Genomic DNA, 22,573 nt, shown 5'->3' on the forward strand with positions numbered 1-22,573 from the left:
TGGATGGAAGGATGTAAGAAATCATATGTCAAAACAACAAATTGGTGTGATAGGACTAGCAGTCATGGGAAAAAACTTAGCTTTAAACATAGAAAGTAGAGGTTTTTCTGTATCTGTTTTCAATAGATCATACCAAAAAACAGATGAATTTTTAAAAGAAAACACAGATAAGAATGTATTAGGTTACGAATCGATAGAAGACTTTGTCAATTCCTTGGAATTGCCAAGAAAAATTGTCATTATGGTTAAAGCTGGAGGAGCGACTGATGGGACGATTGAACAATTGCTGCCACATCTTGCAAAAGGAGATATTATCATAGATGGCGGAAATGCTTATTTCCCTGATACACAAAGAAGAAATAAACAATTAGAAGAGGCAGGCATACGCTTTATTGGTACAGGTGTATCTGGTGGTGAAGAAGGTGCATTAAAAGGTCCTTCCATTATGCCTGGTGGTCAAGAAGATGCTTACAAATTAGTTGAACCGATTTTAACAGCTATATCAGCAAAAGTAGATGGAGATCCTTGTTGTACATATATTGGCCCAGATGGTGCAGGACATTATGTAAAAATGGTACATAATGGTATAGAATATGGAGATATGCAGCTAATATGTGAAGCCTATCAATTAATGAAGGATGTTCTCCAATTAGAGACGCAAGAAATTCATGAGATATTCTCAGAATGGAATAAAGGTGAGCTTGACAGCTATCTCATAGAAATTACAGCAGATATATTCACCAAAGTAGATCCAGACACTAATAAACCAATGGTGGATGTTATTTTAGATACTGCAGGACAAAAAGGGACAGGTAAATGGACTAGTCAAAGCGCGCTTGACTTAGGAGTGCCATTATCCATCATTACAGAATCTGTGTTTGCTCGTTTTATTTCTGCAATGAAAGAAGAAAGGATAGCTGCCAGCAAAGTTCTAAAAGGGCCTGAATCAGTAGGATTTAATGAAGACAAACAAGAGCTCATCGAAGCGATAAGAAAAGCTTTATATGCGAGTAAAATCTGTTCTTATGCACAAGGATTTGCTCAGATGAGAGCTGCTTCTGAAGAATATAATTGGGATTTGAAATACGGAAATATAGCTAAAATCTTTAGAGGAGGCTGTATTATCCGAGCTAGATTCCTTCAAAACATTATGGATGCTTATGATCGTGAGCCTGAGTTGAAAAACCTATTATTAGATTCTTATTTCAAAGAAGTTGTAGAGAATTATCAGGATGCATGGAGAAAAGTTATTTCTTTAGCTGTTACGCACGGAATTCCTGTTCCAGGATTCTCTACTGCCCTAGCTTATTATGACAGCTATAGAACGGAAAGATTACCAGCAAATTTATTGCAAGCACAAAGGGATTACTTTGGTGCGCATACATTTAAAAGAGTGGATAAGGAAGGTAGTTTCCATTTTGAATGGTTGGATAATGAAGATGTGTAAGGATGTTGGACTAGCTTTTAAGCGTTCAATCTTATAGTACCTAAAAATTAAAAGGTTGAGATTTAATTCTCAACCTTTTAACATACTTAAGGAATATGTAAGGAAAGTAGAATGAGTGGGAGTGCATAGGAATGAAAAAAAACAATATTGTATTAGTAGGGTTTATGGGAACTGGCAAGTCTACAGTTGGGAAGAAGCTCTCATCTAAATTAGGATGGGGTTTTGTAGACACCGATGATTGGATTGAGAAAAGAGAACATTTAAGCATCCCTGAAATTTTTTCAACAAAAGGTGAAGTGTATTTTAGAAAAGTGGAAGCGGAAGTCATTCAAGAAGTGATGGCTAGTGAGCATCAAGTCATCGCCACGGGCGGTGGAGCAGTGTTAAGTCTCCACAATCGAAGTAGAATGTTAAGTCAAGGTACAGTGATACAATTAAAAGCAGATGCGGATACTATTATTAAACGAGTAGAAAAAGATACTCACAGACCATTACTTCAAGGAAATATTAAAGATAAGGTCTATGAGATAATGGAAAAACGCAAATATGCTTATGAGTTTGCAGATATCATTTTAGATACAAGTGCCGGCTCGGTTGATCATCTAGTTGAACAAATTTATGCCCGTATATATATAAAATAAACCAAAGCTTGTGATCTGTAGGTAGCTTATCAAAAACATTTTGCCTTACTCATGTTTAAAGCTTATGCCATTCGAGCATGCCGCCCTCCATGTTTTTTAAGTTTTTTAATCCTAGCATGTCCAAGTATTGTTGGGCTTTCCCGCTTCGATTACCACTTCGGCAAACGAGAATAACTTCATCAGTTTGTTCAATTTCTTGATGACGAGCAGGTAATTCACCTAAAGGAATATGTTTTGCTCCGGGTATCATGCCTTCGGCAACCTCCTCATCTTCTCTCACATCTATGATGTTGAGCTTTAAACCTTGCTCTAATTTATCTTTAACTTCTTTTGGTAAAATGTTAAGTTGATTCATTTTTAGCAAATGCCTCCGATCGTATTATAAGTAAACATGTATGACACACAATATTTTAATTATAACATAGAAAGGATATCGCAGACATGTCATGGTTGAATAGTGATAAAGCGATGTACTTATATATTGGATTGGCAGGATTTATAGGTGCTAACCTTCGTTTTATAATTAGTGAGTTTACCTATTCTGGGGACTCTTTTTTTCCAACAGGTACTTTGATTTGCAATTATATTGGATGCCTTGCTTTAGGTTGGTTTTCTGAACGGATGAAAATCATCAACATGTCAATAAAAATGAAAACAGCGATCTCTACAGGCCTTATAGGTTCATTCACAACCTTTTCAGCATTTAGTGTTGAAACCATTTCTTTAATAAAAAACGACCAAATCCTTTTAAGTTTTTCATATATTTTATTAAGCCTGATTGGTGGGGTTTTATTAGCATGGTTTGGTTATAAATTAGGAAGTGCTGTCAAATGAATGTAATTCAACTGTTCTTAGTAGGCATAGGTGGTTTTTTGGGTGCAGTTAGTCGCTACTATGTCTCTAGTGTTATGACAAGTAGATTTTCAACAGAATTTCCTTATGGTACACTAACAGTAAACCTTATAGGTTCATTTCTTTTGGGATTGTTATTTGGTATCCATTCAGGCTTTGACGAGTTAATGCTGTTTTTTGCTACAGGATTTTTGGGAGCGTTCACTACATTTTCAACCTTTAAAGTAGAGAGCGTAAAATTATTTGTAGAACAAAAATGGAAACCTTTGATTTTATATATTGGACTTAGTTATGTGTTAGGGATTTTGTTAGCTTATATTGGATTTATAATAGGAATGAAATAAGGGAGAGATATACTAATGAAAGCAATCGTAAAACCTACAGAAAAATTAAGTGGAGAAATTAATTCTTTATCTTCAAAAAACTACACGACTCGATACTTATTAGCTGCAGCACTGTCAGAAGGTACGAGCACCATATATTATCCTGCTCATAGTGAGGACAGTGATGCCATGAGAAGGTGTATACATGATTTAGGTGCAGAGTTACAAGAAGATAATGAGAAAATTGTAATTACTGGATTTGGGAAATCCCCTAAACCAGTCAAAGAGTTAAATGTTGGAAATGCTGGAGCTGTTTTGCGTTTTTTAATGTCCACTGCAACTTTATGTCCTGAAGTGACATTTGTGAATACATACCCAACATCATTAGGAAAGAGACCACATGATGATTTGATTAAAGCTTTAGAACAAATGAATGTTAAAGTTGCTCATCAAAGCGGCAAACTTCCAATCACAATCTATGGTGGAAATCCAAAGGGTGGTAAAATTCAAGTGTCTGGACAAGTTAGCTCTCAATTTTTAAGTTCACTTTTGTTTTTAACACCATTGCTAGAAGAAGACAGTGAGATTGTAGTGTTGGATGATTTGAAATCAAAGGTTGTTGTTGGACAAACCTTGGATGTTCTGAGACAAGCGGGTATTCAGTTTGAGGTTAGTGAGGATTTCATGTTTTATAAAATTCCAGGAAACCAAAAATACGTACCAAAAAAATATGTAGTAGAAGGGGATTATCCAGGTTCCGCGGCTATTTTGGCTGCGGCAGCTGTAACTAATTCTAATGTATCCATGTTACGTTTAATGGAAAATAGTAAACAAGGGGAAAAAGCAGCTGTTGATGTACTTAAAAAAATGGGCGTTCATTTAAACTATGAAGGATCTACATTGCAAATTCATGGGAACCAAAAGCTTATAGCAGGTGAGTTCAACGGTGATCATTTTACGGATGCTGTATTGGCAATGGTAGCTGCAGCTGTATTTGCTGAAGGAACCTCACGATTTTACGATGTGGAAAATTTGAGATATAAAGAGTGTGACCGCATAACAGATTTTTGCAATGAGCTTAAAAAAGCAGGTGCAAATGTTGAAGAAAAACAAAGTGAAATTATTGTACATGGGCAACCTAATGGCGTAGAAGGTGGCGTTGAAATCAATGCACACTTTGATCATAGAGTTATTATGGCGTTAACTGTAGTTGGACTACGTTCAAAGAAAGGACTAATTATAAATGATGCAGAGCATGTTGCAAAATCATATCCACAATTTTTTGAGCATATCCAATCTTTAGGAGCAAATGTTGAATTAATAAAATAAACCCACAAAAGTGGAGAACATGGATGAAGTTAAGGAGGAGAGTTATTATGCATGAAAACCCGTCTAGAGATCAAATTAAAGAAATACTAAGACAAACAGAAACCATTGCTGTCGTGGGACTTTCTGACAAACCTGATCGAACGTCGCATATGGTATCAGCTGCTATGCAGCAAAAAGGATATAGAATTATTCCTGTAAATCCCAATGCTGATGAAATATTGGGGGAAAAAAGCTACCCAACTTTAAAAGATATACCAGAGCCAGTAGATATTGTGAATGTATTTCGCAGGAGTGAATATACTCCACCGATTGCAAAAGAAGCAGTAGACATAGGTGCCAAGGTTTTTTGGTTGCAGCTTGGGATAGTAAGTGAAGAAGCTGCTCAAATTGTAATAGACGGGGGCCTAAAGGCTATAATGGATCGATGTATAAAAGTGGAGGACTCCATCTTAAATCCAAAAGAATAAAAAATAAGACTCGCCAATTTGGCGAGTTTTTGTTTATATTCGACGCTATCTCCGATAGTGGATGCTTATCCAGTACCTTCCAATAATAAAAAAATATGATTCATGAAAAACTATTATAGGCTACACAAATTAGCATGTGTGGTTTTCGTGTAGATTTTTTTATAAAAGGAGGAAGTAAAAGTTGTACCAACAACCAATGTTTCAATCACAACAATCCAATATTCAGCCAATGCAACAGCAAAACCCAAGTCAATTCCATTTAACCAACTATCGAGGTAATCAGTCTGGTCATGATGCATATAAAAGAGCGGATACGAATAATTACAGCTTTCAGGCAGCTGCTCCTCAGTCCTCTCAGCCGACATATCAGCCAGCAGGGTTTGTTCCATCTGTGTATCAAGGAAATAACCAGGCAAGTACCAGTACCAGTGGATACCAGCCTGCACAAAGTCATATGACCTACCCGCAGTCATACCAGTCTGCTCAGAGTCACATTGCACATCCACAGTCATATCAGTCTGCTCAGAGTCACATTGCACATCCACAGTCATATCAGTCTGCTCAGAGTCACATTGCACATCCACAGTCATACCAGTCTACTCAGAGCCAAATGTCGCAGCCACAATCATACCATTTAACAAATTATCGAGGTAATCAGCCTGGTCATGATGCATATAAAAGACAAAACTCTATTCCAACAAGCAGTATGACTTTTGGCTTTGGCAGTCAAATTCAAAACCAGCAGCAGCCTTATCAACCTACAGGATTTGTTCCTTCTATGTATCAAAGCAATCAGCAGCAAGGAACTCAAAACCAAACGATGCAGCCAACCACTATGAATAGAAATCAAATTTCTTCCTTTAACCAACAGCAGCAACCAATGAGTACAAACCCTCAATCGTACCATCTAACAAACTATCGGGGGAATATGCCAGGGCATGTTGAATTCGCAAATCAAAATCAATCGTCCTCTAGATTTTTATACTGACATTACATGTTCTATCTCTGGTTCTTTAAGGAACCGGAGATTTTTTTTTGACAAAATATCGATAAGGATTTACCATCAATATAGTAGGAAGGTGGGGAAAACATTGGTTAAAGGAATAGCAGCATCTTCTGGTATCGCTATAGGCAGAGCTTTCGTTCTTCCTTCTTGGAACTGGGACTTAAATGATGAGAATATTAGTGTCACTGATTTTGCTAAAGAATTTGAGAGGTTGTCTGAAGGTATTCAAATATCTAAACATGAAATCTCAAACATAAAAAAAGAATTCAATGAAGTGATTGGCAGTGAAGAATCAAAAATATTTGATGTTCATCTAGCTATTTTAGATGATCCAGTTTTTATGGATGAAATACAAGGAATTATAAAACGTCAATATAAAGCAGCAGAAGTAGCTGTTAAAGAAGCGATGGATCATTTCACCAATATGTTTGATCTGTTGGATGATGAATACATGCGAGAACGAGCTTTGGATATTAAAGATGTTGGTAATCGTTTGCTGAAGCATTTGTTAGGAACTCCTGAGGTCACTTTACCGCAGGATAACCAACCTTTCATTTTAGTTGCTAAAGAGCTATCGCCTTCACAACTTGCTCATTTAAATCCTTCTCATGTTGAAGGTATTCTAACGATGGCAGGAGGAAAAACCTCTCACTCTGCAATCATGGCACGTGCTTTAGGAATTCCTTCTGTATTAGGTTTAGAAGGTAAGTTTGAAAGTTCCATTGAAACCGGTGATATCATTGTGTTAGATGGGGATGAAGGTACTGTATATGTTAATCCAAACCAAGAAATCGTACAAGTTTATGATCTTAAGAAACAAAAATGGTTAGAAAGACAAGAAAATCTACAAAAAATCATTAATGTGCCTGCTATAACTTTGGACGGTAAAGAAGTCCATTTAGCTGTGAATATTAACTCGCAAAATGAAGTGGATTATGCGCTAACCTATGATGCATCAGGTGTCGGTTTATTTCGAAGTGAATATTTGTACATGGATCGTGATCATTTCCCAACTGAAGAAGAGCAGTTTATAGCATATAAGGAAGTAGCTCAGAAACTTGGCAATAAACCCATTATTATTCGTACACTAGATATAGGTGGAGATAAACAATTAGATTATCTCACATTTCCAGAAGAGGACAATCCTTTTTTGGGATACCGTGCCATTCGTTTTTTATTGGATCAAAAAGAAATATTCAAAACCCAATTAAAAGCGATACTAAGAGCAAGTGCAAATCGTAATATTAAAATTATGTATCCTATGATCTCATCTGTAGAAGAAATTCGAAAAGCAAATCAAATATTAGAGCAAGCTAAAGATGAGCTATTACAAAAAGGATTTGAATTCAATCAAAACTTAGAGGTTGGAATCATGATTGAAGTTCCTGCTGCAGTTGCTATTGCAGATGTATTAGCCCAAGAAGTTGATTTTTTCAGTATTGGAACAAATGATCTCATACAATACGTGTTGGCTGTGGATCGTATGAATGAACATATCGCTGATTTTTATGAACCCTTTCATCCTGCGGTTATACGAATGCTCAAGCAAACTGTAGATGCAGCAAAAGCAAAGCATATCGATATAAGTGTTTGTGGAGAAATGGCGGGGGATGCAAATGCAACTCCAATTTTTATTGGATTGGGAGTACATAAGTTAAGTATGTCGTCACAATCCATGCTGCAAGTAAAAGAGAGGATTTTATCCATAAATGAAGCAGATTGCAAACAATTGATTGATCATATATTAAAATGTAAAACAAGTAGTGAAGTTATTGCATTAGTTGAAAAGATGAATCATCATATAAATACGAACATATCTCATTAACAAGGAGGGTTTATTTTGAATTTACAAGGAAAGAAAGTATTGGCTTTTGTTGAAAAGGAATTTGAAGATTTAGAGCTGTGGTATCCTGTGTTGCGTATGAGAGAAGCTGGATTGCAGGTTGATTTAGTAGGTCCTAAAGCCAATGAAACCTATATTGGTAAATATGGGGTACCCATCACTACGGAGAAGGCTTTTGACGAAGTTGATTCTAAGGATTATATAGGCTTGTATGTAACTGGAGGGTGGGCACCTGATAAATTAAGAAGATATGAAGATGTATTGCGTTTGACCCGAGAAATTCATCAATCTGAAAAACCAATCGCTCATATTTGTCATGGTGGATGGGTACTCGTTTCAGCAAAAATATGCGAAGGATTTACGATGACATCCACCCCAGGTATTAAGGACGATTTAGAAAATGCAGGCGCAACTTGGATCGATCAAGAAGTTGTTGTAGATCGTCATATTGTTTCTGGTCGGAGACCACCTGATTTACCAAACTTTACAAAGGAATTTATTCGTGTCCTTTCTGAAAAATAAACGCGTAGGGTTAGCATTAAGGTGGATGCCTGCTGTTTTATGGATGATTGTCATATTCTACCTTTCTCATCAACAGGGTAGCGAGCTTCATTCTTTTTTACCTTTTTTTCAAAGATGGTTTCCTGCAATGAGCAGCTTTAATTGGGGACATCTTGTAGCTTATTTTATTCTTTCATGGTTATTGTTTATGGCACTGGGAGAAAAATACAACTCTTTTAAAGGAAAATCCCTTGTAGTAAGTTTATGTTTGTTATATGGAATTTCAGATGAAATTCATCAATCTTACATACCAGGTAGAACTCCTCAGTTGTTGGATATTCGAAATGATACGTTGGGTGCTGCTTTTGGAATGATATTCATTTCTATTCCTCCCTTTAGAAGTGTGGTTTCTAAGCTGTTATCTTCCAAAATATACTATGATAAAAAAACAGGATAATGCAAATCAAGTGTCGAAATATTGACGCATAGGGAGTGATTGGTTTGCAAAAAGAATGTAAGTGCAAAAATATAATGAGTGTTCAGTTAAGAACGGTTAAATATTCAAAAAAAATCAAAATAAAAAATGTCCCAATCTATTCTTGCGAAGAGTGTAAAGCGAGTGAAATATTATTGGACGTTAAAGAAGAATTAACGGAACTCATAAAAAAGATAGGACATTCTATTTCGGAAGAAGTAATCTATTTTAATGATATGAATGAATTTGCTCATCTCCTATATGTAAGCTCAGATCATGAGTCTTTGGATGTGCCTATTGATAATATCATTGAACAACGTGTTAATGAGCTTCTTGATATGTTATTACTCGCACAATCCTTAAATGATTCCAAGTGGGTTCAAGAAACAGAGAAACGTTTATTGCAAATTTCTAATAAAATTATCCATAATGAAGAAATTTATAAAATATAAAATATATGATGTATGATGTGTTGAAAAAATTAATCTATAGATTAATTTTTTCTTTTTTTTCTCTATGTTTTATGTGATATTATGTGTCTAGAAAATTAAACTTGCCATATATGATTCATATAGGATTTTGAGGAAAGTTTACAACAAGAATATAATATCGTATGATAACTATAAAATATGACAATTGGAGAGAGAAAAGTGACAGTAACAATTTATGATGTAGCAAGAGAATCAGGTGTGTCAATGGCCACTGTATCTAGAGTAGTTAATAATAACCCAAATGTGAAACCGCAAACTCGTAAAAAAGTGTTTGATGCTATAGAAAAGCTGGGATATCGTCCAAATGCAGTAGCTAGAGGATTGGCCAGCAAAAAAACTACCACGGTAGGAGTTGTGATTCCCGATATCTCAAACACAATATTTTCAGAGGTTGCTAGAGGCGTTGAGGATATTGCAAACATGTATCGTTACAATATTATCTTATGTAATTCTGATAAGAAAAAAGAGAAAGAAATTCAAGTAATTAATACGTTGTTGGAAAAACAAGTTGATGGATTGTTGTTCATGGGGGGGACAGTATCGGAAGACCACATCCAAGCTTTTAAAACGGCTAGTGTGCCGATTGTGTTATGCGGAACAAAAGAAGAATCCGAGAAGATTCCATCTGTCGATATCGATCATGAAAAAGCAGCTTACGATGCAGTTCAATCTTTAATTAATGCAGGTCATCGTGACATTGCTTTGATCGGGGGGAATTTTGAAGATTTAGCAAAAGGTTTTGCAAGATATCAAGGATACAAAAAAGCAATGGAGGACGCTGGGCTAACGTTGAATGAAGATCTTATTCGAGTTGGCAACTTCAGATATGAATCTGGTTTAGAAAGTATGAAGCAATTTTTACAAACAGAGAGAAAACCTAGTGCAGTTTTTGCAGTGACTGATGAGATGGCTATCGGTGCAATCCATGCGATTCAAGATGAAGGGCTAAAAGTGCCAGAAGATATTTCGGTCATTAGTGTTGACAACATTAGAATGGCATCCATGGTAAGACCTTTGCTTACAACGGTAGCTCAGCCTATGTATGATATTGGTGCGGTATCCATGAGGCTATTGACAAAACTTATGGTCAATGAAGAGATTGAACAATCACAAATCATATTGCCTCATGAGTTGATCCAAAGAGAAAGTGTTGCAAGTTTATCATGAGTTACAGAAAAATAGGTTTGATCGGTGCAATGGATGAAGAAATCAAGCGATTTCTAGATCATATAGATGATGTGAAAACGATTGAAAAAGCTGGAATTCGATTTTATGAAGGATTTTTTTATGATACAGAGGTCGTACTATGTAAATCGGGTGTAGGTAAAGTTAATGCTGCAGTATGCTCACAAATTTTAATTGATCATTTTGAAATAAATGCAGTCATTTTTACGGGTGTTGCAGGTGCACTTCATCCAGACTTGCAAATTGGCGATATCGTGATTTCCACGGATTGCATGCATCATGATATGGATGCGTCACCACTTGGATTTTCTAGAGGTACCATTCCTTATGATAAAACCTCTATTTTTAAAGCAGACGATGATTTAATTAAAGCAGCTTTTCAAGCAAGTGAAAAGAGCTTTCATAATCGTACTCGCAAAGGGAGAATTTTGTCAGGTGATCAGTTTATTGCAGATCGTGAAGTTGTTCAGCAATTACATAAACAAATGGATGGAGATTGTACAGAAATGGAAGGTGCTGCTGTAGCACAGGTTTGTTCGATGAATGAAGTCCCATTTGTGATTATTCGTTCCATGTCTGACAAAGCAGATGGTTCAGCAGATGTAAACTTTGCAGAGTTTGTTGTACAAGCCTCTCAACATTCCTATCAAATCGTAGAGCAAATGTTGAAAAACATTAACCCTCATCAAATGTGAGGGTTTTTCTTTTTTCTTATGGTATAATGAAATTGTCATAAAATATTCATTGTATTCCTTTGTTTTCATATATTTTTATGGAAGCACTTACAATATAGTTATCGATATAGGAGGGGAATTATGGGGAAAATGAATGAAGAAAAGCTTGAAGTGGTAGCTTCTAAAGCAAATCTACAAGACTATGAAACTTTTCGTTCAGGTTTTGAATGGGAGCAAATCAAAAGGGATTTTTCCTGGTATGATTCTGGAAAGGTGAATATGGCACATGAGGCTATTGATAGACATGCAGAATCGAATCTAAAGGATAAAGTCGCCTTATATTATAGCGACCCTGTGCGTGATGAGTCTTATACCTTTGCTGATATGAAAAATAAATCCAATCAAGCAGGCAATATATTAAAAAGTTTAGGTATCCATAAAGGAGAGCGGGTATTTATCTTTATGCCGCGAACTCCAGAGCTATATTTTGTATTGCTTGGAGCTATAAAAATTGGAGCGATTGTTGGTCCTTTGTTCGAAGCTTTTATGGAAACTGCGGTAAAAGATCGATTGGAAGATAGCGAAGCTATTGCAGTTATAACCACTCCAGAATTACTTCATAGAATTCCAAAAGAAGAACTTCCAAATTTAAAACATATCGTTTTAGTTGGTGAGAATATCTCACTATCAGACGGAGAGGTTGATTTCAATCAAGAAATGTCTAAAGCTTCTGAAAACTTAGAAATAGAATGGGTAGATCTTGAAGATGGTATGATCATTCACTATACTTCTGGTTCCACGGGTAAACCTAAAGGTGTATTTCATGCACACCATGCCATGATTCAACACTATTATACAGGTAAAATTGTTTTGGACTTGCAGGAAGATGATATTTATTGGTGTACAGCGGACCCAGGCTGGGTTACAGGCACTTCTTATGGTATTTTTGCTCCTTGGTTGAATGGTGCTTCAAATGTCATTAGAGGCGGCAGATTTAGTCCACAAGACTGGTATGAGACGATTCAAAAATATAGTATTACTGTATGGTATAGTGCTCCAACTGCATTTCGTATGTTGATGGGAGCAGGGGATGATGTTGTAGGACAATTTGATTTATCAAGTTTGCGACATGTATTAAGTGTAGGAGAGCCTTTAAATCCAGAAGTGATTCGATGGGGATTGAAGGTGTACAATCAACGTATACATGATACTTGGTGGATGACTGAAACAGGGGGACAATTAATATGTAATTATCCTCGAATGGAGATTAAACCTGGTTCAATGGGTAAACCTATACCTGGAGTTGAAGCAGCAATCATTGATGATCAAGGAAATGAAGTGCCGCCATTTCATATGGGGAACTTAGCTATTAAAACGCCGTGGCCCTCTATGATGAGAAAAATATGGAAAAATGAAGCTAAGTATGAAGAATATTTTAGAATTCCTGGTTGGTACATATCTGGGGATTCTGCTTATCGAGATGAAGATGGATATTTCTGGTTTCAAGGAAGAATTGATGATGTGATTAATACTTCGGGTGAAAGAGTAGGGCCATTTGAAGTAGAAAGTAAGTTGGTTGAGCATCCAGCTGTAGCAGAGGCGGGTGTAATCGGAATACCTGATCCTGTAAGGGGAGAAATCATTAAAGCTTATATCTCTTTAAGAAAAGGATTTGAGCCATCACAGAAGTTAAAGGAAGAGATCTCACTATTCGTAAAAAAAGGGCTATCAGCGCATGCGTCACCTCGTGAAATTGAATTTAAGGATAAACTTCCTAAAACTAGAAGTGGTAAAATTATGAGAAGGGTCTTAAAGGCTTGGGAATTAAACCTTCCAACAGGAGATTTGTCTACAATTGAAGATTAATTTTAAAAGAGAATATAAAACCCCAATCGAATTCATCAAAGTTCGATTGGGGTTTTTCGGTGATTTATTTTTTATGATAAATTATTACTCTACGATTACCTCTACTGGTTCAGATAGGGCTGACGCACCGGTTTTATTCACTGCACTAATTTTATACCATCCATCTTCAATTAGGCTGATATTTGCATATGAATTTTTATTGGCTTTATCTAGGAACTGATACTCCCCATCTTCTTCTTCACTGTAAAAGATCTCATAATATAACACTTTGTCGTTGATTGAGTTAGAGCTCCATGTTATTTTCACAGTTAAATCATCTTTCACAGCAGTTACATTGGTAGGTACTGTAGGTAAAAATCCAATGTTACCGGGATTTGTTTCAGGTTCTGAGTCCTCATTATTACCTTCTGTATCGCCTGTATTTTCATCATCGTTGTTTTCTTCTTCATTAGGAATTTCAGGTGCCTCAGTCTCATTATTTGATTTAACTTCCGCTGGCTCTGAAATATTACCTGCAACATCAACAGCAACAACATAATAGAAATAATCATTAGATGCACTTACATAATCTATCGCTTTTAATTCATCATCATAACGAATCGTTTTTGCAAAAGTATATCCAGTGCCGTTATTACGGAAGAAACGATATCCAACAACGTCTTCACTTGGACTATGGTCAAAAGTAATGACATTAATGCCATCCTTTTGCTCTAATCTAACATTGATTGGTTTTTTAGGATCTTCACCATCATCAACCCTAGGATCTTCAGTAATCGGTGCGGTTGAATCCATATCCTGAGGATAAAAATCTTCAAGCCTCATAGGATATCCGTTGCTTTTTTTAGGTGTCTGGCTACTTGCATATCCTTTTAAAATTGTATCTATATCCTCATAAAGTTCCTTTAGAGAAGTACTTCTATTTACAACGATCTTAGATTCAATCATATCCTCAGGTGTTGAAGCAAGAGGAATATAATTTATATCATTATAGCTAATTATAGGTGATTCTGATAAACTATCGTCCATTTGAGTAGGAACATATTTCGTATCAAACCAATCCGTCGTTGTAAAACCTGCTTGTTTGGTTAATTCAGATGGAATAAGGCCAGATTTGCTTGAAACTGTTTTCCTTACTAAACCTTCTGGCTGATAAAACTCAGGAGTAGCAAAAAGCTCAGGTTTTAATTCAATCGTTTTATCCATAACCTTTGCCCAGATTTCCTTAGCTCTGCCAGTACCGTTCAGTTCGTGACCATAACCAAAATACAGTGATCCATTTTGATCGTAACCTGCCCAAACACCGAGTGTAACGTCAGGAGAATATCCTAAAAACCATACGTCACGACTAAAATTTGTTGTTCCTGTTTTACCTACAATCGGGATGTTTCCATAATTCTGAAAACCATTCCTGATTTCACTACCTGAAGCACCTTCAGAAACAGCTGTTCTCAACATGTCTGTGACTAGAAATGCTGCTTGCTCTGAAAATAGCCTTTCAGGAGCACTTTGATGTTCATATTCGATATTCCCATGTTTATCTACGATCTTTTCGATTAAAAATGCGTCGTTAAACTCACCGTAGTTTGCAATACTAGAATATGCATTCGTCATTTCTTCTACGGTAGTACCATAAGCCAATCCACCAATAACGCCCGTTTGTGCATTTCTGTCCTCTTCTGTTAAGGTTGTGATTCCTAATTGCTCAACAAAGTCCAATGCGTTGTCAATACCTACCACATCTCTATAAATATAAATGGCTGGAATATTGTATGATTCATTTAATGCTTCACGAGCAGTCATCAATCCATGATACTTGTTATCCCAGTTTTGAGGAAGGTGAGCTCCCTTGCTCCAGTCTGGTAATATTAAAGGAATATCATCTAGGATAGAAGCAGGTTGAATGTCTCCAGATTCAATTGCTGGCAAATATGCGCCCACTGGTTTCATAGCTGAACCTGGTTGTCGTGTCATTTGTGTGGCATGATTATATTCTTCTATTTCATACCCTCTTCCTTCAATCATACCTAATATAGCACCCGTTTTATTATCAATCATCACCGCACCCGTTTGTTCAACACCATTTTCATTGTCAGGCACGAAATTTTCTGGGTTTTGAGCTATCTCTTGCATGGCATCATAAATCGTTTGGTCAATAGTTGTATAAATTTTATATCCACCGTTGATGATTTTCTCACGGTATTCCTCAACAAGTACTGCTAATTCCTCCTGTGACAAATCAGGACTTTCTTGTTTGATTAAAACTTCTGCTGCTCTTCGTTCAATTTCAATCATAAGATACGGATAAGTCGTGTATGCTTTTTCAGTAGGCTCAGCTAGTGATGCCTTGAGATCAAAGCTGAATGCCTCTTCATATTCTTCTTGTGTAATTTTATTTGCATCTACCATTCGATTAAGCACATGTCTTTGTCTTTCTATTGCAGCATTAAACCCTACTTCATCAAATTCGCCATATCCAGTAAAAGGTGAATATTTATTTGGATTTTGAGGCAATCCAGCTAAGAAGGCAGCTTGTGCAATATTGATCTGCTCCAAATCTTCAAGTCCAAATATTCCTTGTACAGCTGCTTTTACACCAGAAACAGGATATCCACTTGAACCCGTTCCAAATCCTATTTTATTTAAATACGCTTCTAAAATTTGATCTTTTGTTAATACTTGCTCCATTCGTACAGAAAGAATAATTTCTTTGACTTTTCTATCAATCGTTTGATCAAAATTCAAAAATACTCTTCGAGCTAGCTGCTGTGTAATGGTACTGCCACCTGTTTGAATGGTTTCATTAAATACCTGCTGTTTAACAGCACGTGTAATTCCTTTAATATCAATTCCAATGTGACTCTCAAAATTTTGGTCTTCAGTTGCTATAAAAGCGTCTTGAATCACTTGTGGAATATCGTTTAGTTCAATCATTCTCCGATCTTCTGATGAACGGAGTTGTCCGATTAATGTCTCATCATTAAAATAGGCAAAACCTGAGACATTGTTTTCCATAACCTCTGCAACCATTTCTTCTGATGTGCGTACTGGTTCATCCTTTACTATAGAAGTGACGTAACCTAAAACTACCCCACCTGTTAAAATACCAAATATAATGCCAGTAATTAATATCCATTTTAATGTAAGTAAAGATATAATAAGAGATTTTTTTAATATTGTTTTTGATTTGTCTTTTTTATTTTTTTGTTCCTTTGACATTTTTGATCCCCCTCCGGTCTAATCCATTATAGCATAAAGGTTTTTGTTTGACATTCATCATAATAGAGTATAGATTTGTTTGACTTTAACTTGGTTGTTTGATATAAAAGAATGAAATTGCTAACAAAAGAATACAACTTTTTTACGTCATAAAAGAAAAAAAGTTGCACTTTTAAAAAAAATTGTTATTTGTAGGATTTTATTGGAGGGAACGTGTTCATGGCAAAGTGGGAAGAGCTTTCATTAGAGCAACAAACAGAGGTTACTAGACAAATAGAAGTCATTCGTCGTGGAGTAGTAGAAATTGTACCTGAGGATGAGCTGAAGCAAAAAATCATTAAATCTGTAGTAAATAAAAAACCTTTAAAAGTAAAGCTGGGAGTAGATCCTTCAGCACCAGATATACATATTGGACATACTGTTGTTTTACATAAACTTAGACAATTTCAAGAGCTTGGTCATACGATTCAATTAATAATTGGAGATTTTACAGGTCGTATCGGAGATCCTACCGGGAAATCTGAAACTCGTAAACAATTAACAGAAGAAGATGTATTGAAAAACGCACAATCCTATAAAGAGCAATTTGTAAAAGTGCTTGATCCGGATAAAATAGATGTTTATTTTAATTCTGAATGGCTTTCACCATTGAATTTTGCTGATGTTGTTGAACTTTCTGCTAAAGTGACAGTTGCTCGTATGTTAGAACGTGATGATTTTACGAAGCGTTACAATTCGGGTCAATCCATTAGCATCCATGAATTTTTCTATCCATTAATGCAAGGATATGATTCTGTGGCTTTGCAAAGTGACATTGAGATTGGCGGTACAGATCAAAAATTCAACCTTTTAATGGGACGGACACTACAAAAAGAGTATGGCGTTCAGACACAAGCAACTGTAATGCTTCCATTGATAGAAGGTTTAGATGGCGTAAAGAAAATGAGTAAGAGTTTAAATAATTATATTGGGATTAATGAGGAGCCAAGTGAGATTTATGGTAAATCAATGTCTATTCCAGATGAACTGATGGTGAAGTATTATGAACTTGCAACAGATATTTCTTTGGAAGCGTTAGATAAGTTGAAAAAGGGATTAGAAAGTGGGGAAGTCCATCCGAGAGATGCTAAAATGCAATTAGCTCATACATTTGTAAGGATGTATTATGGCAAAGAACAAGCTGATCAAGCAGAAGAACGTTTTAAAACTGTTTTTCAAAAGCGAGCCTTGCCTGAGGACATTCCAACTATTGATATCTCAACAGAAGAGCTTGATAACGGTGCGCTGCGATTGATAAATTTATTAGTATTATTAAAATTGCAAAGCTCAAATGGAGAGGCGAGAAGAAGCATTACACAAGGAGCCGTAAGAATTAATGAAGAGAAGATTACGGATGTTAATGCGGTGATAACTCCGAATGATGGTGATATTGTTCAAGTAGGTAAAAGAAAATTTGCAAAAATAAGCTTGTAAAAAAATAAGATGTTCATATTTTAAAAAGAAAAAACCCCTCATTTGAGGGGTTTTTAAATTATCTACTGTAAAGCTCGACGATTTGTTGTTCATTAATTTCAGGAGGTAATTCCGCACGTTCTGGATAGCGTACATATTTACCTTCCATTGTTTTTTCATCAAATTCAACATAAGCCGGCACAAAATTGCTGTTCTCTAATGATTCTTTGATGACTTTTAAACCTCTGCTTTTTTCTCTTAAACCAATAACGTCACCTGGTTTTACGGCGTAAGATGGAATATCCACTTTTTTACCATTTACAGTTACATGACCATGAGCTACTAATTGACGAGCTCCTGCACGTGAATTAGATAATGCAAAACGATATACAAGATTATCTAAACGGCCTTCTAATAAAATCATAAAGTTTTCACCAGAAATACCTTGCATTTTAGAAGCTTTATCAAACAAATTACGGAATTGTTTTTCGTTTAATCCGTACATATGACGAAGTTTTTGCTTTTCTTGAAGCTGTAAACCGTATCCGCTGATTTTTCTTCTTTGGTTTGGACCATGTTGACCTGGTGGATAATCTCTTTTTAATTCTTTTCCTGTACCGCTTAAAGAAATTCCTAAGCGACGACTTAATTTAAACTTTGGACCTGTGTAACGTGCCATGTATTTTTGACTCCTTTTATAATTAAATTGATTTTTGATATGTCGGTTCCAGTCTGTGCCTAATTTTATGCAGTTTAACCAAAGGGATAGCGAGGTTAAAACATTGACAAACACTTCAGCCGCCGGTTCATCGTCCACAAAATTAGTGAGGGTATTCACACAAATTTCATCCGCCATAAATACATAACGCTATCCACATTTCTCTAATCGTTAATTTTATAAGAAAGGTACTATAAAAGTCAAGTTTATCTACTAAAAAAAAATCTTTGAATGTAATGTCAGAATGATATAGTGCAAAATTACTAATTTAATAGTATTATAGATATATGGAAAATAGATTTGAAAAATGAAATCTTAAGGATGACCCTGATCCTTTTTGTTACTATCTTTTTTGTATGAAGAAGGTGTTTGTATGAACTTGAACAATAGTAAATATCAATTTAAAAAGGATAGTGTTGGAAACATTCAAGAATGGGACTTCAGTCATAATATTGAGAAATTGAATGTGAAACACCTCAGGCAGATCATCACGGATTCTTTTGGAGAGTTAACGGATCAAATCATTGCAGATTCACTTCAGATGAACGGAGCTTTTTTTGTTGTTGATTCAAATGGAAAAATTTTGAATAAATATGTATTTTCTGAGTGTTTATATTCTGAGAGGCTTGTTTTGAAGTTAAGTATAGATAAAATATGGAGTCAAACAGAGGTCGGAATGAATGCAATAAGTGATTGTATTTCAACTTTGAAACCAAGTTTATTCTCTTCTAAAAAACACTCAAACGAAATGATGATGAATTATATCACATGTGCAGTACCAATTTCATTGTCATCAAAAAAGGAACAAACAGTCATATTAGGTGCTGTTTTGAAAAAAAATGAACAGTTGAATGAGCTGTTTCTTATGAAAACGTTTGCTATGTCATTGCGAACTACAATGCTTAAAAATATTGAATCTTATATTCATTATAATTTATACACAGATTACTTGAAGGTTGCTAGAGAAAATGAGCAGAGAAAACAACTATATCAAATCAACAAAAACTTACAGTCTAAAAAAGATGCAGGGTTGATTATTTCTGAAGTAATACAGACAATAAAGGACATTTATCCAAAGTTGGATTTTCAACTTTTTTTATCAATGGATAATAAAACGAATATATCATTTAAAACGATTTCATTTGATATAGATGAAGATGTTTATTGCAAACGTGCTTTTATGCAAGGCAAAGTGCAAATAAACCAAATGGAACCCAATAATATGATCATCGCTGTTCCTCTCAAAGGGCATCAGGCTGTTTATGGTGTGTTTAGAATTCAAACAAATCTTGAGCCATTTGGTGATAAAGATATTCATTTTGTGTCCATGATCGTTGATTCAGCAGGAATTGCATTTGAAAATGCTAAATTGTTGGAGCAATCTAATTCTTCAGTTGATGAGTTAAGATTAATTAATGATATTACTAGAAAATTAAATAAAAGTTTAAATTTAAGTGAAATTTTTGATTACATATCAACAGAATTAATTAATATTTTTCAAGCAGATTTTGGATGTATACTTGAGTTTAATAAAGAAAATAATGAAATCGTAGTTAAATCAAGTAACATTACAAACTTGCCTCAGGAAGTTTTTTCTATTAATTATGGATTTTCAGGCATTGTCAATCAAACAAAAGAAGGACTAATCGTTCAGGATTATGAGATGAATCCAACTGTTAGTTCAAAAGTAATGGAAATCACATCATCTAGATCTTTGATTGCCTCACCTATATTAGTAAATGATGAAGTTTCGGGAGTTGTAATGTTTACAAATCGATTGCCGAACTTTTTTACCTATGATAACTTTAGACTTCTTCAAGTTCTATCCACACATATTGGATTAGCGATGAGTAATGCAACTCTACACGATGAGATGAATCGAATGGTCATTACAGATAACTTAACAGGTTTATATGCGAGACATTATCTAGATGAGCAAGTAAAAAGCAGCATACAAACTACACATCAATATGGATCTTTAATTCTTATAGACATAGATTTCTTTAAAAGAGTGAATGATACTTATGGTCATCAACTAGGAGATAAAATCTTGAAAAAAGTGAGTCAAATTATTCAATCCTGTATCCGTGACTCTGATATTGCTGCAAGATGGGGGGGCGAGGAAATCGCCGTTTATATTCCTGAAGCACAAGTTAAGCATGCATTAAAAATAGCGGAACGCATTCGCAAAAGAGTTTATCAGGAGACGAGCCCGCGTGTAAGTGTGTCTTGTGGGGTTTCCGATTGGAGTTTGAGTGATAATGTTGTTGGCGTCGAAACTCTCTTCTATAAGGCTGATATGGCGTTATATGAAGCGAAGAAAATGGGAAGAAACCAAATTCAAATCAATACATAAAAATCAACATCTAAACACTTCAAAAGGACTGAAGAGAGTTATTTTCACTTTTGAAGTGTTTTTTATTTTTATGTGTAGATGGAAACTTTTTAATCAGGAAAAAAATATGGTAAGATTTTATATGTGAAATTGAAATGAATTTTGAAGAAATAGATGGAGGCTGAATATAGTGAGAGATCCTAGAGTACAGACATTAGCTAAACAGTTAGTGAATTATTCTATTGAATGTAAACCTGGAGAAAAGGTTTTAATTGAAATGATTGGTTCTGAAAGAGAGTTGTTAAAGAGTGTTATTGAAGAGGTACATGCAAGCGGAGGGCTTCCTTTTGTTGAAATTACAGATCATTCTGTAATGAGATCTTTATTAATGAATGCTACGAAGGAACAAGTTGAACACTGGTCATCTTATGATTTGACTAGAATGGAAATGATGGATGCATATATAGGCATTCGTTCGGGTGACAATTCAAATGAACTTTCCGATGTGCCTGATGAAAACATGAAAATGTACATCAATGATTATCGTCATCCAGTACATTCTGAGCGAAGAGTGAAACATACGAAATGGGTGATTTTAAGATATCCTAACAATTCAATGGCTCAATCCGCAAATATGAGTACTGAGGCTTTTGAAGATTTTTACTTCAATGTATGCAATTTAGATTATAATAAAATGTCAAGCTCAATGGATGCATTGGTTGAATTGATGAATTCAACAGATAAGGTGAAAATTGTTTCTCCTGGTACCGAGTTGACATTTTCCATCAAAGATATCCCTGCGATAAAATGTGCTGGTTCCAACAATATACCTGATGGGGAAGTCTACACTGCTCCTGTATTGGAATCCGTTAATGGTACTATTTCATACAACACACCGACTGTGTATTCAGGCATTACTTTCGAGAATATTCAATTTAAGTTTGAGAATGGAAAAATAGTGGAAGCGACTAGCAATGATACTGAAAGATTAAATAAGGTCTTGGATTCAGATAAAGGTGCACGTTACATAGGAGAATTCAGTTTAGGATTTAATCCGTATATAAAAAATCCGATGAAGGACATTTTATTTGATGAAAAAATAGATGGAAGTTTACATTTCACTCCAGGTCAAGCTTACGATGAAGCAGACAATGGCAATCGTTCTTCCGTACATTGGGACTTAGTTTTAATACAAAGACCTGAGTTTGGTGGTGGGGAAATCTACTTTGATGATCGTTTGATTAGAAAAGATGGTCGTTTTGTTGTCAGTGAATTGGAGCAGTTAAATCCTGAAAATTTAAAATAACATAAGAGAAGTCAATATTTCTAGTGAAAATGACTTGCGCGAATTCATCTATACGATGTATCATATATTTAATGTAATATATGGTATTTATAAAATGGAGGGAAGCCCTATGTCAAAAAATGAAGCAATCATGGAAATATCTCAAACAGCAAATAAATTTACTTCATCTATCGTTTTACAGTTTGACAACAAATATATTGATGTGAAGAGCATCCTAGGTTTGTTCACTACATTGGTTGATTCAAACAGTTATGAACTACATGTGCATGGACCTGATCAAGAGGAAGCGACTGCTAGTATGAAAGAAGTATTTGCTAAACATAATTTAACAATTGAAGTCAAAGAAGATTAATTCTTAATAGATTTAATGTTAAATTCCTAGCTTCCTCTTTTATGAATAATGGATCATCTCTTGTGTATTTCAACGTTTTCGTCTAAACTATTTT

The 22,573-nt window shown here is 35.3% G+C and carries 21 protein-coding genes; 18 read left to right on the plus strand and 3 right to left on the minus strand.

The window, feature by feature from the left end:
* Positions 1 to 25 precede the first annotated feature (25 nt).
* Both gnd and Q5Y73_RS04275 read left to right on the plus strand, forming a co-directional pair.
* A complete protein-coding gene (gene gnd, locus Q5Y73_RS04270; RefSeq protein WP_305990587.1) occupies positions 26 to 1,447 on the plus strand; it encodes an NADP-dependent phosphogluconate dehydrogenase in 1,422 nt (473 codons plus the stop codon).
* A gap of 131 nt (positions 1,448 to 1,578) precedes the next feature.
* Positions 1,579 to 2,088, plus strand: coding sequence for a shikimate kinase (locus Q5Y73_RS04275; RefSeq protein ID WP_305990588.1), 510 nt, complete (start codon positions 1,579 to 1,581; stop codon positions 2,086 to 2,088).
* A gap of 55 nt (positions 2,089 to 2,143) precedes the next feature.
* Here Q5Y73_RS04275 and Q5Y73_RS04280 read toward each other — a convergent pair whose 3' ends face one another.
* The gene (locus tag Q5Y73_RS04280; protein WP_305990589.1) at positions 2,144 to 2,443 is read right to left on the minus strand and encodes a rhodanese-like domain-containing protein; all 300 of its coding nucleotides are present in this window, start codon (positions 2,441 to 2,443) and stop codon (positions 2,144 to 2,146) included.
* A gap of 86 nt (positions 2,444 to 2,529) precedes the next feature.
* On the opposite strand from Q5Y73_RS04280, the gene crcB (Q5Y73_RS04285) reads away from it, so the two are divergent.
* From crcB (Q5Y73_RS04285) to acsA, 12 genes are all read left to right on the plus strand, one after another.
* Positions 2,530 to 2,922, plus strand: a complete 393-nt coding sequence (gene crcB / locus Q5Y73_RS04285; RefSeq protein ID WP_305990590.1) for a fluoride efflux transporter CrcB — start codon at positions 2,530 to 2,532, stop codon at positions 2,920 to 2,922.
* A complete protein-coding gene (gene crcB / locus Q5Y73_RS04290; RefSeq protein WP_305990591.1) occupies positions 2,919 to 3,284 on the plus strand; it encodes a fluoride efflux transporter CrcB in 366 nt (121 codons plus the stop codon). Before crcB (Q5Y73_RS04285) ends, crcB (Q5Y73_RS04290) begins: the two co-directional genes overlap by 4 nt.
* A 15-nt stretch (positions 3,285 to 3,299) precedes the next feature.
* Complete coding sequence (gene aroA, locus Q5Y73_RS04295) at positions 3,300 to 4,592, plus strand: 3-phosphoshikimate 1-carboxyvinyltransferase (RefSeq protein WP_305990592.1); 1,293 nt, start codon at positions 3,300 to 3,302, stop codon at positions 4,590 to 4,592.
* A gap of 44 nt (positions 4,593 to 4,636) precedes the next feature.
* Positions 4,637 to 5,059, plus strand: a complete 423-nt coding sequence (locus Q5Y73_RS04300; protein ID WP_305990866.1) for a CoA-binding protein — start codon at positions 4,637 to 4,639, stop codon at positions 5,057 to 5,059.
* Between the two features lie 181 nt (positions 5,060 to 5,240).
* Entirely contained in the window at positions 5,241 to 6,047 is an 807-nt protein-coding gene (locus Q5Y73_RS04305; RefSeq protein ID WP_305990593.1) for a hypothetical protein, read from the plus strand.
* 103 nt (positions 6,048 to 6,150) lie between these two features.
* Positions 6,151 to 7,890 (plus strand): phosphoenolpyruvate--protein phosphotransferase, encoded by a 1,740-nt coding sequence (gene ptsP, locus Q5Y73_RS04310; protein WP_305990594.1) that lies wholly within the window; start codon positions 6,151 to 6,153, stop codon positions 7,888 to 7,890.
* Between the two features lie 15 nt (positions 7,891 to 7,905).
* The gene (locus Q5Y73_RS04315; RefSeq protein ID WP_305990595.1) at positions 7,906 to 8,430 is read left to right on the plus strand and encodes a type 1 glutamine amidotransferase domain-containing protein; all 525 of its coding nucleotides are present in this window, start codon (positions 7,906 to 7,908) and stop codon (positions 8,428 to 8,430) included.
* A gap of 25 nt (positions 8,431 to 8,455) precedes the next feature.
* A complete protein-coding gene (locus Q5Y73_RS04320; RefSeq protein ID WP_305990596.1) occupies positions 8,456 to 8,866 on the plus strand; it encodes a VanZ family protein in 411 nt (136 codons plus the stop codon).
* A 44-nt stretch (positions 8,867 to 8,910) separates the two neighbouring features.
* Positions 8,911 to 9,336: a hypothetical protein gene (locus tag Q5Y73_RS04325; protein ID WP_305990597.1), complete on the plus strand. Its 426-nt coding sequence runs from the start codon at positions 8,911 to 8,913 to the stop codon at positions 9,334 to 9,336.
* A gap of 198 nt (positions 9,337 to 9,534) precedes the next feature.
* A complete protein-coding gene (gene ccpA / locus Q5Y73_RS04330; protein ID WP_305990598.1) occupies positions 9,535 to 10,542 on the plus strand; it encodes a catabolite control protein A in 1,008 nt (335 codons plus the stop codon).
* On the plus strand, positions 10,539 to 11,255 hold the full coding sequence (locus Q5Y73_RS04335; protein ID WP_305990599.1) for a 5'-methylthioadenosine/adenosylhomocysteine nucleosidase: 717 nt from the start codon (positions 10,539 to 10,541) through the stop codon (positions 11,253 to 11,255). Before ccpA ends, Q5Y73_RS04335 begins: the two co-directional genes overlap by 4 nt.
* 120 nt (positions 11,256 to 11,375) lie before the next feature.
* Positions 11,376 to 13,100, plus strand: a complete 1,725-nt coding sequence (gene acsA, locus Q5Y73_RS04340; protein WP_305990600.1) for an acetate--CoA ligase — start codon at positions 11,376 to 11,378, stop codon at positions 13,098 to 13,100.
* Positions 13,101 to 13,184: 84 nt separating this feature from the next.
* On the opposite strand, the gene Q5Y73_RS04345 is transcribed toward acsA, so the two are convergent.
* Positions 13,185 to 16,316 carry a transglycosylase domain-containing protein gene (locus Q5Y73_RS04345; protein ID WP_305990601.1) on the minus strand — a complete coding sequence of 1,044 codons (3,132 nt, stop codon included), beginning with the start codon at positions 16,314 to 16,316 and terminating at the stop codon, positions 13,185 to 13,187.
* Between the two features lie 219 nt (positions 16,317 to 16,535).
* Here Q5Y73_RS04345 and tyrS point away from each other — a divergent pair, with 219 nt between their 5' ends.
* Complete coding sequence (gene tyrS, locus Q5Y73_RS04350) at positions 16,536 to 17,789, plus strand: tyrosine--tRNA ligase (protein ID WP_305990602.1); 1,254 nt, start codon at positions 16,536 to 16,538, stop codon at positions 17,787 to 17,789.
* Positions 17,790 to 17,847: 58 nt separating this feature from the next.
* On the opposite strand, the gene rpsD is transcribed toward tyrS, so the two are convergent.
* Complete coding sequence (rpsD, locus tag Q5Y73_RS04355; protein ID WP_305990603.1) at positions 17,848 to 18,447, minus strand: 30S ribosomal protein S4; 600 nt, start codon at positions 18,445 to 18,447, stop codon at positions 17,848 to 17,850.
* A gap of 412 nt (positions 18,448 to 18,859) precedes the next feature.
* Here rpsD and Q5Y73_RS04360 point away from each other — a divergent pair, with 412 nt between their 5' ends.
* From Q5Y73_RS04360 to Q5Y73_RS04370, 3 genes are all read left to right on the plus strand, one after another.
* A complete protein-coding gene (locus Q5Y73_RS04360) occupies positions 18,860 to 20,842 on the plus strand; it encodes a sensor domain-containing diguanylate cyclase (RefSeq protein ID WP_305990604.1) in 1,983 nt (660 codons plus the stop codon).
* A gap of 169 nt (positions 20,843 to 21,011) precedes the next feature.
* Positions 21,012 to 22,127, plus strand: coding sequence for an aminopeptidase (locus Q5Y73_RS04365; RefSeq protein WP_305990605.1), 1,116 nt, complete (start codon positions 21,012 to 21,014; stop codon positions 22,125 to 22,127).
* Between the two features lie 109 nt (positions 22,128 to 22,236).
* Positions 22,237 to 22,479, plus strand: a complete 243-nt coding sequence (locus Q5Y73_RS04370; protein WP_305990606.1) for an HPr family phosphocarrier protein — start codon at positions 22,237 to 22,239, stop codon at positions 22,477 to 22,479.
* Positions 22,480 to 22,573: the final 94 nt, after the last annotated feature.

The organism is Chengkuizengella axinellae (genome assembly GCF_030730905.1).
GTDB lineage: Bacteria > Bacillota > Bacilli > Paenibacillales > KCTC-33759 > Chengkuizengella > Chengkuizengella axinellae.